Consider the following 12,486-nt stretch of genomic DNA (forward strand, 5'->3'; position numbering starts at 1 on the left):
CAATAAACGAAATATATCTTATGAGAGGGAAATAAAATATATGAATCAAAAATGCTTTATATACGTGCTGCTATTTATGATGTGTTCATTATTTATTACAAGCTGTTCATCAAAACCTATATTTTATTCCCAAAAAGATATAACAAATTATGTAGAAAATGTATACGGATAGGAGTTTAAGCTGGTTAAGGAAGAGAATCACTCTTTTACATTTTAAAATAAAGACGGATTTTAACGGAGAGCCACTTAGCATAGAATTTAATGACTTAGCAAGAGATTATGATGATACATATACTTTATATTATAATTACGATCTTGAAACTTATATGATGTCATATCTGGATCCGTGTCAGGATTTTATAGATTTTCCATACGACTATTCAGGAGCAGGAACTTTTAACCATCTGGTAGTTCAATTGGAATTATCGGATGATAATAATATTGCAGGTAATGGAACGGTGTCCGGCAGAAAATATACTATTGAGGATTTGGAACTATTAGTATTAAAATACAGGAGGTCAGAGGTTGAATAATATTTTTGTAGAAGGAATTCAAGGTTCAGGGAAAAGCACCTTGCTGAATAAGTTACAAAAAGACATGCCTGAGTATACGGTATACAGAGAAGGCGATATCTCACCAATAGAGCTGGCATGGTGTAGTTATATGACAAAAGAGCAGTATGAAAAAATATGTATACAGTATAAGGACATATATAAAGAATTAGAAGCACACACAGTAACAGAAGAGGATAAGAAGATCACAGCTTATACACAGATCTTAACAGATATACAAGGGTTCCATAAATATATGGAGCAATTTGAAATATATAATGGAAATATTAAGTTCAATCTGTTTAAAAAAATAATACTCGAAAGATATGCGAATCTATATGGCGGAGGAACTATATTTGAGTGCTCATTTTTTCAAAATAGTATAGAATGTATGCTCTTATATTATCAGATGTGTGAGGTGGATATAATAGATTTTTATTCAGAAGCATTTGACATTTTAAAAAGTAAAAATTTTAAGTTGTTATATATAAATGCAGTTGATATTGAAGGTACAATAGATACCATAAAAAAAGAACGAAAAGATGATCAGGGAAATGAAATCTGGTTTACGCTTATGCTTCAATACCTGGAAAAATCTCCGTATGGAATTAAACATAATTTACATGGAGCTGGTGATTTGATATCTCATTTAAAGAGAAGAAAGGATATCGAACTTAAAATCGTTAATGAAATAATCGGAAAAAATGCATTAATTATAGGCTCAAAAAATTATGATATCAATGAAATCTTAGTTTGGAGCAAACTTCAATCGTAGCACTGCAGGCTGGGTGATTTTTATCACAGATATATTTGTCAGGAATATATTATACCGTAGCATATTATAGCAGCAACCTTAATTTGTAACTATGAAAGAGGTATGAAAAGTGAAAGAGCTTAATCCTCATAAGGTATTTGTGCAATATCGGGATATAATGAAACCCTATGGACCTGTTATGGGCAGATTTTATACGATTACACATTCCGATATTTCGGCAGAACTATTTGTATTTGTAGCCTCCAATTATGCGGAAGATCAAATTACAAAAATGCGCGACGAAGTAAGAGTTGCCTGGGAACAATATAAAGAGGGAGTTGCTTTAATTGGTTCCGTAATTGTTGATGGCAGCGGTGTAACAGGAAATGCATCAATAAGAAATAATATTTTCTATAACGAGATGCCTACGGCACTTCAGGCATTACGTCAGGCTGACAGGTTCCTGTTTGACAAAGAACCCAAACTTGATAATTCACCTGTATTTATTCAGTTCATCTCTGACAATCCTGAATATAATAAAATTTATGATTTTGGAGCTATCGGTATATACAAGTAATATTCCATGCCTGAGCTCTTCATTGCGTGGGCTCAGGCGGTAAATGTATTTCTATCCGTCTATGAATTACCATCTATTTCAGGAAGTCCCTGTAATTTTTCAAGGCTGTTTCCATATTCACGCACATTTCCTCCGATTGTATGGTCTGCCCATTCCCGATTATAGGTAAGGTCAATTTTCTGGCTGCCATCTGTCAAAGTGGCTTGAATTTCATCTGCATTTTTTATTAAAGCAAGTAAGAAAAGTGCATTAGTTCGGAGTGTATTGGCTGCTGTTGAACTATCCCTGTCATATTCTTCAAGGTATTTTGCTGGAACAGAATAAACAATTTCAACCTTATATGGCTGAGAAGTAGTTTTTAATTCAAAATGGTCATATTGTAAACCCGTAGGAACAGGCAGCAAACCAATCAGCTCTCCAACTGCGGAATTATCACCCACATAATTTGTCCGCGCATTCCACAGATCCTCTAACGGATATGCTGCGTCTGGAATTTCTTTTGGCTGTAACTGAATTGTCGTAGCTGTTGTTCTTGAGGGATAACTTTCCAGGATTTCTCCCACAAAAAGCACAACATAATCACCTTCGGTGAAATCATCGATGGATATTTTTATTGGTTTATTATTGCCAATCACTTTCTGAAGGGTTGCATTCTCCCAGTTGACAATGCAGAGATCACCGATGGGACTATTCGTATCGATTCCTTTTACTGTCATAGTCTGGCCGGCTTTGTCAATTTTAAGAATGACTGCATTCACACCAGCAAATCCACTTGGAACCTCCTTTGGACTTGTTGCTAAACTGATAACCACAAATATAACGGCCAGTGCCGCTGCCAAAACCACCCAAAACCCAGGCTTCTTGTAATTCAGCACATTTTTGACCCTGCCTTTTGTGTCGCCTTCGCCAAAGGCAAGAGGTGCACCATTAACCATTCTTCTGTCAGTTGCAAGTGTCAGCAGTGAGGCTGAATAATCCTTCTTAACATCATTACCCATCCGTTTAATCACTGCTTCATCACAAGACATCTCCATATCTTTTCCGCTAAGAAAAAATGCGGCCCACACAAAAGGGTTAAACCAATGAACACAAAGAACAAAAAAACTTATGAGTTTGACAATATGATCAAGTCTTCTGATATGAGTCCTCTCATGCAGCAGTATATAGTTTTGTTCGGCATTGCCTAATATAGAAGGAAGATAAATTTTGGGGCAAAAGATACCCATGACAAAGGCAGTATCTATTTTGGAGGAAATAAAAATATTATCCTGACACAGAGCGGCGTCCTTTAATCGTTTTTTCAGACGCACCAGCCCTATAAGACCAGATGCAAGCAAGGCTGCAACACCAAATAACCAAATCTGACTGCAGATTAACATCCAGAATTGCAAAGGATTCACGCCGGCATGTGATACTGCGGAAGGAAGAATCGCAGGAACAGAATGATTAATTGCTCCAATACCAGTATTAACATCTGGTACAACCAATACAAAAGCAATAACAATACTGGCAGTGAAGCTCATATTTAATATTTGCAAAAATAACCGTTCAGGCATCGCTATCCTCCTTATATTCATTAATCAGGCGCTGTATCTCTTCAATCTCTTTCGTGTTTAGTTTTTTCCGGCGGGTAAATGCCGCCAAAAATTGTGGAAGTGATCCAGAGAAAGCATCAGACAAAAACTGCTCTCCCTGTGCAGCTCCAAAATCATTTTTGGACATTATGGCAGTGACTGTGCCATTCTTATTCTCAAATATCTTTCGCTCACACAGCCGTTTAAGCATAGTGTAGGTAGTAGTGCGTTTCCAGGTAAACTCTTTTTCGCATATCTCAGTAAGTGCACGGGAGCTGACTGGTTCATTTGCCCAAATAATGTCTGCAAATTTTTGCTCCATTTCGCCCAATTTATATTGTTCCATTGGCAGAACCTCCTGTCGAATCTCATTAGACTAATCGCAGTCTAACATGATTAGACACCGATGTCAATTACATGTTATTTATTTAAAGCAATTTTAAGGATTATTACAGCAATGTGCTATAATAGTAAAAGTGAGTTAATGTATGAAAAAGAGAAACGGAGGTTAATATGGAGAAGGTTAATATGAAACCTGATATGGTGTTTAGCCCGCAGCCAATGTATATAATTGGCACTAAAAACGAGAATGGAACTCCTGACTTTTGCATTATTACCTGGATAGGATTTACGTATGATCAGACGCCGCACATAATGATGACCCTAGGTGGGAGCAAGCAGACCAAGACAAACATATTACGGGATAAAAAATTCTCTGCAAATATGATTACGGAGGATACTCTTTGGCTTGCTGATTATTTTGGCAATACCCGGGGTGAGAATAAAGTAAAAAACCAAGTTTCTTATACATATCAATGGGGAAACTCTGTGGAGGTTCCGATTATAGATGAATGTCCCTGGGTATATGAATGCGAAGTAACAAAAGTATTGGAACTGGAAGGTTCTCATCTGTTTTTGGCAGAAATAAAGAATATTCAGATTGATGAAAAATTTGAAACTATGAATATGGAAAAAATTGATCTCACTGAATTGAAGCCAGCAATTTATGCACCATATAATTATTTTTCTATTGGGAAGAAATTAGGCGAGATGGGAGACTGGGAAAAATTGAAGAACTATTGACATTAAATGCTGAAAGTTTAAGAGGGGCTGTAAACATGCCCCCCTTAAAAGAATATAAAATACCGTGCGGTTACCTGCTTATATTCCTCGTATGCGTTACCGAAAACAAGGGGAAGATACTGTTCCTCTTCCAGAATCTGAAGGTGGAAAAGTACCACGCATAATAGCGTGAACACCAACTGCAGAGGGTTGGAAAAAGCCAGCGCAAACCCTATGTAAAACAAATCAAACCCCAGAAATGCAGGATTGCGGCTGATTCGGTAAATTCCGCTTTTTATAAGCACTGTGTTCTGGTCAGAATCGACACCGGCACGCCAGCTGGTTTTCATATACGCCATAGCCGTAATAAATACTGCCGCACCTAACGCTGAAATGCCAATGCCTGCGCAGCGTATGATATGCTGCGCAAGAAGAAGGTAAGCTTCTTTTACCACCAGCAGGCTGATGATCTGCATCCCAGCCATGGTAAAAGTAGCAAATTTAAGAGCAGTTTCAATTCTAAGTGTGCGGGCTGGTTTATTCCCCAGCCCCAGGCGGTTTGTAGAAATTCCCTGCCTTTTTAACAGAAGCTGTTTACACAGATAACTGCCATAAAACAATACCAATACAAGAAAACCCAACCAATACAAGCTCTCCATAGTTTTTAACGCCTTTCCAGATATAAATATCAGTTTTTAGTTTGCAGCACCCGCATGGCGTTTAATATTGCAATCAGTGACACACCTACGTCTGCAAAAACTGCCTCCCACATGGTAGCGACGCCGAAAGCACCGAACAGAAGGATGATGCCCTTTACTCCCAGGGCAAATGCGATGTTTTGCCAGACGATTCGTTTGGTTTTGCGTGCGATAGTAATGGCATCCGCCAGCTTGGAAGGTTCGTCGGTCATCAGCACTACATCAGCTGCTTCGATAGCAGCATCCGAACCCAGTCCTCCCATGGCTATACCGATATCTGCACGAGCAAGTACCGGCGCATCGTTAATGCCGTCTCCCACAAATGCAAGCTTGCCTTTTGCAGGCTTACCTGCATTCAGGGTTTCAACCTGTTCCACTTTTTGATCAGGCAGCAGCTGTGCATGAACCTCATCCAGATCAAGCTCTTTTGCAACCGATTCTGCAATCTGTACGTTGTCTCCTGTTAACATAACTGTTTTACGGACTCCTGCAGCCTTAAGGCGGGAAATTGCTGCACGGCTGTCGGATTTGATTTCATCAGCAATCACAATAGATCCGGCAAAGATACCATTTACTGCTAAATACACCTTTGTTCCAATTTCATTATTGGGCTGGAATGCAATATTTTCCCGCTTCATCAACTTATCGTTTCCGGCTAATATAACTGACCCGTCCGCTGTGACACGGATACCGTGTCCGGAAATCTCTTTATAATCCTGCAGAGCCTCCCTGGATATTTCTCCATCATATTCCTTCATGATGGAACGCGCAATGGGATGGTTGGAGAAGCTTTCGGCTTTTGCCGCGTATTCTAAAAGCTGTGCTTTGGTGGTCTCGCCGGCAGGCAGCAGGTTTCTGACTGCAAATACACCTTTGGTGAGAGTACCTGTCTTATCAAACACAACAGTATCCAGGTTGTTAAGCGCTTCCAGATAGTTGCTTCCCTTTATCAGAATACCCCGCTTTGAAGCAGCTCCGATACCACCGAAGAAACCAAGCGGTATTGAGATAACCAGTGCGCAGGGGCAGGAGATGACAAGAAAGATAAGTCCCCGGTTGATCCATTCCGCCCAGCTGCCGCCTAAGAACAGAGGAGGAACGACTGCAAGCAGAAGCGCAAGTCCCACTACAGCAGGTGTATAGTAACGGGAAAAGGTTGTAATGAAGTTTTCAGAAGGAGCCTTTTTACTGCTGGCATTTTCTACCAGATCAATAATCTTTGCAACGGTGGATTGCCCAAATTCCCGTGAGACTTCTACAGTTAGTACGCCGCTTTGGTTGATGCAGCCCGCCAGAACCGTTTCCCCTGCTTTCACGGAACGCGGAACTGATTCACCGGTCAGTGCGCTGGTATCCATCATTGATTCGCCCTCGATAACCGACCCGTCCAGTGGAACTTTTTCACCGGGACGAATGATGATGATGTCACCAATATTCACTTTATCAGGATCAACCTTTTCCGTGCTGCCGCCACGCTTTAAGTTTGCGTAATCGGGACGGATATCCATGAGAGATGTAATGGACTTTTTTGATTTTCGGACTGCAGCATCCTGAAAATATTCGCCTACCTGGTAAAATAGCATGACTGCAACACCTTCAGGAAAATCGCCAATTGCAAATGCGCCAATTGTAGCAACGCTCATTAAAAAGTTTTCATCAAATATTTGCCCTCTGGAGATATTTTTCAGTGCCTGTATAACAACCTCACCGCCCAGGATTAAGTAGCTGAGTCCAAAGGCGGCTAACTGATATGCAGCTGCATTTGGAAATGCTTTTTTCAGCACCAGGCCTGCTCCAAACAGGAGAATGCCGAATATCAACTGTATAATTTTTGTTTTATTTAAGTCCCCGCCTTGATGCTCATGTGTATGTTCATGGGAATGATTATGATTATGTGCCATATTTATACCATCCTTTCTTTCGTCAGTTTGAATGAGTTAATCCCAATAATAATAGACTCTTTACAGACTATGCTGCTTGTAGTGAACTGTTGAACGATTGTTCAATTGTATTATAGTTGAATGCATACTCAATTGTCAAGGGAAAATTGAATAATTGAAGCTTTGTAATTATCTTATACTGTTTGGTTCTAAATTAAAGTAAAAAAAGTGGAAAACAATGGTAAATATGACGTTTTTTTGTAATATTGTAAAACATTATGGAATAATAATCTGATCTATGATATATTTCATTATATTAGAATAAATTTATCTTATTTCTAATAGTAAATACTATTATTTTAATCTGGAGGATACAAAAGATGTATTGCAAAAATTGTGCAAAAGAAATTGACGACAAAGCTGTAGTATGCCCGCATTGCGGCGTTGCTCAGGCGCCCCAAGTAGTCGATAATGGCGGTTTCGGCTGGGGACTTTTAGGCTGTTGCATTCCAATCGTGGGATTAATCCTTTTTCTGGTCTGGAAAGATACCAAACCCAAAACTGCAAAAGCTGCAGGTTTAGGTGCTTTAATTAGTGTTATTTGTGTTGCACTTATGTACGCATTAGCGTTTGGTCTGGGAATTCTGGGTGCAGTTGCTGGCTATTAACAAGCAGCCTGTACTGATATGAATGATTTTTTATACAAATGGCTTCCAATTGTCTTTGGCTGCCATTGCAGGCCAGAGCGTTCGTTTTTCTTCCACGGAAAGCAATTTCCTATTTGTGCAAGATGTACCGGTGAATTGGTGGGCATAGTATTCTTAAGTGCTACTTATTCCATATATCACCCGCCAATCCTATATGCCGTTATTTTTTTAATTCCCATGATTCTGGACGGCGGAGTTCAGTTATTGACCAGATATGAAAGTAATAATATCAGGAGATTTTTCACGGGACTGTTTTTTGGATATGGTTTATTTTACCTGATTGCTGCAAGTTTGGTTGCAACTTATTGGATTGGCTATCATACGTGGAATTGATAAAGGCAGGGGCAGTTCCCTGTCTTTTCTATTAATAGTGCAAAAAACATGCTTTAATTTTAAAGGAGAGGTTATTATGGGTAAAAAAGCGGAGGAACCATACTTGAAGCTGTCAGGCAGTCTTAGCGGTAAAGATTATGAACTAATTCATATGCTTGAAGAAGAATGCAAAATAAACGATCAGATCACTCTGAAGCTTGAACTTGACTATAAGCGGAGTGATGCTGAAAACGGAACGCTTAAAACTGCAATATCCGACATCAATGAATTCCTGTATTTTCATGGTGAAGAGTTGGTCGGATATATGGGAATATGTAGTTTTGGAGGAAGTTCGCAACCACTTGAGATAACCGGAATGGTACATCCTCAGTACAGACGCCAGGGAATTTTCTCGAAATTAAGTGAACTGGTTATTACAGAATGCAGGAGAAGAAAAGCAGGAGGAATTCTTGCTCTTTGTGATAGAAATTCAATTTCCGGTCAGAAGTTTTTAGAAAAGGCAGAAGCAATTTATAATTACTCTGAATTTGAAATGTATCTTCATGATGATGCATACAGAGCAATGGAAAAGCAGCCGCCTGGCGGTATCACGTTTAGAAAAGCGCTCAATACAGATGCCTCAGAGATTGCCCGTCAAGATACTATTTATTTTGGTAAAAGTCCGGAAAAAGAGAATGAGGAGGACGAATATAGCCACATTGTTTTACCGGAAGAGGAAGAAAAACACGGCATGACAATTTGTATTGCGGAAATGGAAGACAGAATAATCGGAAAAGTAAACCTGCAGATATCTGACAGCGGCATTGGAGGAATCTATGGACTGGGAGTTCTTCCGGAGAACAGGGGAAAGGGATTTGGACGGTCAATACTGGTCAATGCTATAGAAAAGCTAAAGGAGTTAAATGCGTCAGAGATTATGCTTCAGGTAGCTGCTGAAAATGCGACAGCTTTAAGTTTATATAAATCCTGTGGATTTCGGGAAACGTCGGTTATGGATTATTTTGAGGTAGAGTAAAAAATAATGGAGTGGAATTATAATGTATAATCATGCACCTGAGGACAGACAGCATAATGAACCTGCTGGAAATCAGGATGTATGGCTAAACCGGAAGAACGCTTAGAATACGCTCAAAAATTAAGGCATTATCTGAATGATTCTGTTCACTGAATCAATTTGGTAATATTGGCTAATTAACCTCTAATCTTGACAAATAGCTGAATTTTCTGTATACTGGCACCATAGATAGGTAACTTTTTTGGACGTTTTCAGAGGCTCTATTCTTGAAGAATAGAGCCTTTACCTTTGGAAAAGAATTAAGAATTATTGGAGGAATATTAACATGTCAATGAAAGATATAGAAAAAATGAAGAAATTGCTGGCAGAAAAGAAAGAAAAAGGTTCTTTCTTACAAGCGGAAAAGAAGATCGGTTCAGGTAAAGTGGAAAAGCGGAATAAGAATATAGGACTTGAATTTACAAGAACGCATAAAATTTCACAGTAATGGTGGAACTTGATATAATACAGATTTTAAAGGAGAATGCATGCAGTTTAGAGATTTAAATATTATGCCTGATATAATTAAGGCACTTGAAAAAGAACGTTACGAAATACCCACACCTATCCAGGAGGAGGCCATACCAGTTGTATTGGGCGGCAGGGATTTACTGGGGTGTGCACAGACTGGTACCGGTAAGACGGCTGCCTTTGCAATACCAACACTTCAGCTTCTCAGCGGGGAAAAAGCACTTCGTGCCAAGAAACAAAATATTAAAGCTCTTGTCATAACGCCAACCAGAGAGCTTGCTTTGCAGATATATGAAAGTTTTAACACATATGGACAATTCACCAGTTTAAAAACCTGCGTGGTATTTGGGGGAGTCTCTCAAAAACCACAGGAGGAAGATTTAAAACGAGGGGTGGATATCCTCGTAGCAACGCCGGGAAGGCTTCTGGCGCTTATGGATCAGAAGCTGATCAGCCTGGATCATTTGAAAATACTGATCCTTGATGAAGCAGACCGTATGCTGGATATGGGATTTATTCATGATGTGAAAAGGATTATTGGAAAAACACCCCCTAAAAAGCAGACATTATTTTTCTCTGCGACAATGCCGCCTGATATTGCCAGACTGGCTGATACGATTCTTAAAAATCCTGTAAGAGTAGAAATCACTCCGGTTTCATCAACGGTGGATACCATTGACCAGTATCTGTATTATACGGATAAAAGCAATAAAAAGAATTTGCTGCTGCATATTCTGGAAGATAAAAATATTTCTTCCGTACTTGTATTTATGCGGACCAAGCATGGGGCAGACCGTCTGATCAGACAATTGGCAAAGAGTAACGTGACCGCCCAGGCAATTCACGGAGATAAATCCCAGGGAGCCCGTCAGCGTGCTCTGAGCAGTTTTAAAGACAAAACACTTCGAATTTTACTTGCTACAGATATTGCTGCCAGGGGAATTGACATTGATGAATTAACTCATGTTATAAATTTTGATCTGCCGGATACTCCGGAGACATATGTACACCGGATTGGACGTACCGGGAGAGCGGGGCTTTCCGGTACAGCAATATCCTTTTGCGATTTTGATGAGAAAGAGCAGCTCAAAGATATTGAAAAATTAATCGGAAAGAAATTAGAAGAGATAGCAGACCACCCGTATCCGCTGAAAAACAACTTTCCGGCAGTTAAAAACACACAGCCAAGAAGAGATACTGCACAAAGGTCTAAAGCATCATCAGAGAGAACGTCATCATCGCCTAAGAAGAAATATCGTATGACAGCAGATGGATCGTTAAAAGAGAAAAAGAGTTACAATAAATTTTCAACAAAAAGAAAAAGCAGCAGATAACAAAAAGCAGAGGTATTGGGTTGAAAAATCCTGATACCTCTGTTTTATATTTATAATATATCACAGGAAATACTTGTCTGGCGTAAAGAGAGGGATAAAAGCCAATTAAAATTTTTCTGGAATGCTATAAAAAACCGCACAGAACCATTTCCATAAGAATAAAATGAACTGAGATTAAAAATTCAATTGGAGCAGTTTACAGGAGTTTATATGAATGGTAGCAGTTATAATAATGCATCAATGGCGAGTGCTGGATTACCCTATGATAATATAAACTGGTATAATATAGATGGTCAGCCCTTTGGTCCAGCCTCCAAATTCAATGTTATTGTATTAAATGATGCCAATAACATTGTGGACGTTGAGGGACCTGTGGCGATAGGGGGAAGCTTTTACAGCCCACGTGGATTCAGCGCCGGTTTTGCCAGGGATAAAAGCAGCAGAGATGACAATTATTCACCGGATTTAGTACGTTTTCTGGTTGGCGGTAATATTGCCATGAGCGAACCGCTGGTAGTTGTCGGCCATGTCGTAGCCGGCGGCGGGTTCCGTGCAGGAAAGGGAAGCACTTACTTAATTGGAAAAAGTGGAAATGCCGATCAGATAGAGGAACTGAAAGCTCTATATCAGGCAAATGGCGGAAGTCAATATTGGACACCATCAGACAAAGGAAATCATTACCTGATTTCCAGCTATGATGTTCCAAGATATATACCTGCAGGCAGAATACATGCTGATGTTTCAAAATTTTTTAATGATGCAAAGGAAAGTATAGAAAGCTATAAAAACTGTATAGAAAATCTTATGCCAAATGGAAGTGTTGCAGACAATAATTATGAGTGGATATTAAGAGGAAATGACCCTGTACAGAATGTATTCCTGATTGATGTAAGCCCAAATGGTCTGATTAACAAGGGAATCCGTGCAGAGGTACCTCAGGGCAGCAAAGTTATTGTAAGGCTGAAAACGGGACCAAATGCTCATTTACAATACGGCTTATATGGGGAAGAGAGTAAATCTGACAGGACTTTGTATGTGTTTGAGGATGCAACGAATATCTATATGGAGGAATCTTCTGATATATGGGGAAGCATACTGGCACCCCAGGCGATGTATCATGCACACCCCACAGGTGGCCGTGTAAGCGGAAACGCAGCCATAGGATCATTTGCGGTAAACGCAGCCAGCGGCTTTGAATTTCATTATTACCCCTTTGTTGGGGGTGTGATGTGTCCGGTGCCGGCACCAGAAGTGCCTCAGACATCACCGGCAGAGGAGGAACAGCCTGTTGTGTGTCCGGAATGTCCGGTACCGCCGCCTTGTCCCACATGTCCGCCGCCGGTTTCCTGCCCCACACCCTCGCCATGCCCGGAATGTCCGAAACCAGAGCCATGTCCATCTTGTCCGGAATGTCCGAAACAGGAACCGTGCCCAGTCTGTCCGAAGTGTCCAAAACCAGAACCGTGTCCGGCTTGCCCAGCCTGTCCGGAA

At 40.0% G+C, this 12,486-nt stretch carries 14 protein-coding genes; 10 read left to right on the forward strand and 4 right to left on the reverse strand.

The window, feature by feature from the left end; all coding sequences use genetic code 11:
- Nucleotides 1-158: 158 nt before the first annotated feature.
- The 3 genes from RZO55_RS07860 to RZO55_RS07870 all read left to right on the forward strand — a co-directional run bounded on the left by RZO55_RS07860 (nt 159) and on the right by RZO55_RS07870 (nt 1,882).
- On the forward strand, nt 159-533 hold the full coding sequence (locus RZO55_RS07860) for a hypothetical protein (RefSeq protein ID WP_318063733.1): 375 nt from the start codon (nt 159-161) through the stop codon (nt 531-533).
- Nucleotides 526-1,326, forward strand: coding sequence for a P-loop NTPase family protein (locus RZO55_RS07865; RefSeq protein ID WP_318063734.1), 801 nt, complete (start codon nt 526-528; stop codon nt 1,324-1,326). Before RZO55_RS07860 ends, RZO55_RS07865 begins: the two co-directional genes overlap by 8 nt.
- A 109-nt stretch (nt 1,327-1,435) precedes the next feature.
- On the forward strand, nt 1,436-1,882 hold the full coding sequence (locus RZO55_RS07870; protein ID WP_318063735.1) for a staygreen family protein: 447 nt from the start codon (nt 1,436-1,438) through the stop codon (nt 1,880-1,882).
- Between the two features lie 59 nt (nt 1,883-1,941).
- Here RZO55_RS07870 and RZO55_RS07875 read toward each other — a convergent pair whose 3' ends face one another.
- The gene (locus tag RZO55_RS07875; RefSeq protein WP_318063736.1) at nt 1,942-3,438 is read right to left on the reverse strand and encodes a M56 family metallopeptidase; all 1,497 of its coding nucleotides are present in this window, start codon (nt 3,436-3,438) and stop codon (nt 1,942-1,944) included.
- Nucleotides 3,431-3,802, reverse strand: a complete 372-nt coding sequence (locus RZO55_RS07880) for a BlaI/MecI/CopY family transcriptional regulator (RefSeq protein WP_318063737.1) — start codon at nt 3,800-3,802, stop codon at nt 3,431-3,433. The genes RZO55_RS07875 and RZO55_RS07880 overlap by 8 nt, the downstream gene beginning before the upstream one ends.
- Nucleotides 3,803-3,969: 167 nt before the next feature.
- On the opposite strand from RZO55_RS07880, the gene RZO55_RS07885 reads away from it, so the two are divergent.
- On the forward strand, nt 3,970-4,539 hold the full coding sequence (locus RZO55_RS07885; RefSeq protein ID WP_318063738.1) for a flavin reductase family protein: 570 nt from the start codon (nt 3,970-3,972) through the stop codon (nt 4,537-4,539).
- Between the two features lie 44 nt (nt 4,540-4,583).
- Here RZO55_RS07885 and RZO55_RS07890 read toward each other — a convergent pair whose 3' ends face one another.
- Nucleotides 4,584-5,177 carry a methyltransferase family protein gene (locus tag RZO55_RS07890; protein WP_318063739.1) on the reverse strand — a complete coding sequence of 198 codons (594 nt, stop codon included), beginning with the start codon at nt 5,175-5,177 and terminating at the stop codon, nt 4,584-4,586.
- Nucleotides 5,178-5,206: 29 nt separating this feature from the next.
- Nucleotides 5,207-7,117, reverse strand: coding sequence for a heavy metal translocating P-type ATPase (locus RZO55_RS07895; RefSeq protein ID WP_318063740.1), 1,911 nt, complete (start codon nt 7,115-7,117; stop codon nt 5,207-5,209).
- Nucleotides 7,118-7,476: 359 nt separating this feature from the next.
- Between RZO55_RS07895 and RZO55_RS07900 the strand changes: the two genes are divergently transcribed.
- From RZO55_RS07900 to RZO55_RS07925, 6 genes are all read left to right on the forward strand, one after another.
- Complete coding sequence (locus RZO55_RS07900; RefSeq protein WP_318063741.1) at nt 7,477-7,764, forward strand: zinc-ribbon domain-containing protein; 288 nt, start codon at nt 7,477-7,479, stop codon at nt 7,762-7,764.
- An 18-nt stretch (nt 7,765-7,782) separates the two neighbouring features.
- Nucleotides 7,783-8,136, forward strand: a complete 354-nt coding sequence (locus tag RZO55_RS07905; RefSeq protein WP_318063742.1) for a DUF2085 domain-containing protein — start codon at nt 7,783-7,785, stop codon at nt 8,134-8,136.
- 76 nt (nt 8,137-8,212) lie between these two features.
- Nucleotides 8,213-9,151 carry a GNAT family N-acetyltransferase gene (locus RZO55_RS07910; RefSeq protein ID WP_318063743.1) on the forward strand — a complete coding sequence of 313 codons (939 nt, stop codon included), beginning with the start codon at nt 8,213-8,215 and terminating at the stop codon, nt 9,149-9,151.
- Nucleotides 9,152-9,476: 325 nt separating this feature from the next.
- Nucleotides 9,477-9,638, forward strand: coding sequence for a hypothetical protein (locus RZO55_RS07915; protein ID WP_318063744.1), 162 nt, complete (start codon nt 9,477-9,479; stop codon nt 9,636-9,638).
- A gap of 40 nt (nt 9,639-9,678) precedes the next feature.
- The gene (locus tag RZO55_RS07920) at nt 9,679-10,995 is read left to right on the forward strand and encodes a DEAD/DEAH box helicase (protein WP_318063745.1); all 1,317 of its coding nucleotides are present in this window, start codon (nt 9,679-9,681) and stop codon (nt 10,993-10,995) included.
- A 210-nt stretch (nt 10,996-11,205) separates the two neighbouring features.
- Nucleotides 11,206-12,486: collagen-binding domain-containing protein (locus tag RZO55_RS07925; protein WP_318063746.1), on the forward strand; the 1,281-nt coding region annotated here is incomplete at its 3' end.

Source organism: Clostridium boliviensis (assembly GCF_033342255.1).
Lineage (GTDB): Bacteria > Bacillota > Clostridia > Lachnospirales > Lachnospiraceae > Lacrimispora > Lacrimispora boliviensis.

Bases quoted from the DNA above. Each gene is read 5' to 3' on its own strand.
- RZO55_RS07890 (WP_318063739.1), bottom strand. From the start codon at position 5,177: ATGGAGAGCTTGTATTGGTTGGGTTTTCTTGTATTGGTATTGTTTTAT.
- RZO55_RS07880 (WP_318063737.1), bottom strand. From the start codon at position 3,802: ATGGAACAATATAAATTGGGCGAAATGGAGCAAAAATTTGCAGACATT.
- RZO55_RS07885 (WP_318063738.1), top strand. From the start codon at position 3,970: ATGGAGAAGGTTAATATGAAACCTGATATGGTGTTTAGCCCGCAGCCA.
- RZO55_RS07920 (WP_318063745.1), top strand. From the start codon at position 9,679: ATGCAGTTTAGAGATTTAAATATTATGCCTGATATAATTAAGGCACTT.
- RZO55_RS07910 (WP_318063743.1), top strand. From the start codon at position 8,213: ATGGGTAAAAAAGCGGAGGAACCATACTTGAAGCTGTCAGGCAGTCTT.
- RZO55_RS07875 (WP_318063736.1), bottom strand. From the start codon at position 3,438: ATGCCTGAACGGTTATTTTTGCAAATATTAAATATGAGCTTCACTGCC.
- RZO55_RS07895 (WP_318063740.1), bottom strand. From the start codon at position 7,117: ATGGCACATAATCATAATCATTCCCATGAACATACACATGAGCATCAA.
- RZO55_RS07860 (WP_318063733.1), top strand. From the start codon at position 159: ATGTATACGGATAGGAGTTTAAGCTGGTTAAGGAAGAGAATCACTCTT.
- RZO55_RS07915 (WP_318063744.1), top strand. From the start codon at position 9,477: ATGTCAATGAAAGATATAGAAAAAATGAAGAAATTGCTGGCAGAAAAG.
- RZO55_RS07900 (WP_318063741.1), top strand. From the start codon at position 7,477: ATGTATTGCAAAAATTGTGCAAAAGAAATTGACGACAAAGCTGTAGTA.
- RZO55_RS07905 (WP_318063742.1), top strand. From the start codon at position 7,783: ATGAATGATTTTTTATACAAATGGCTTCCAATTGTCTTTGGCTGCCAT.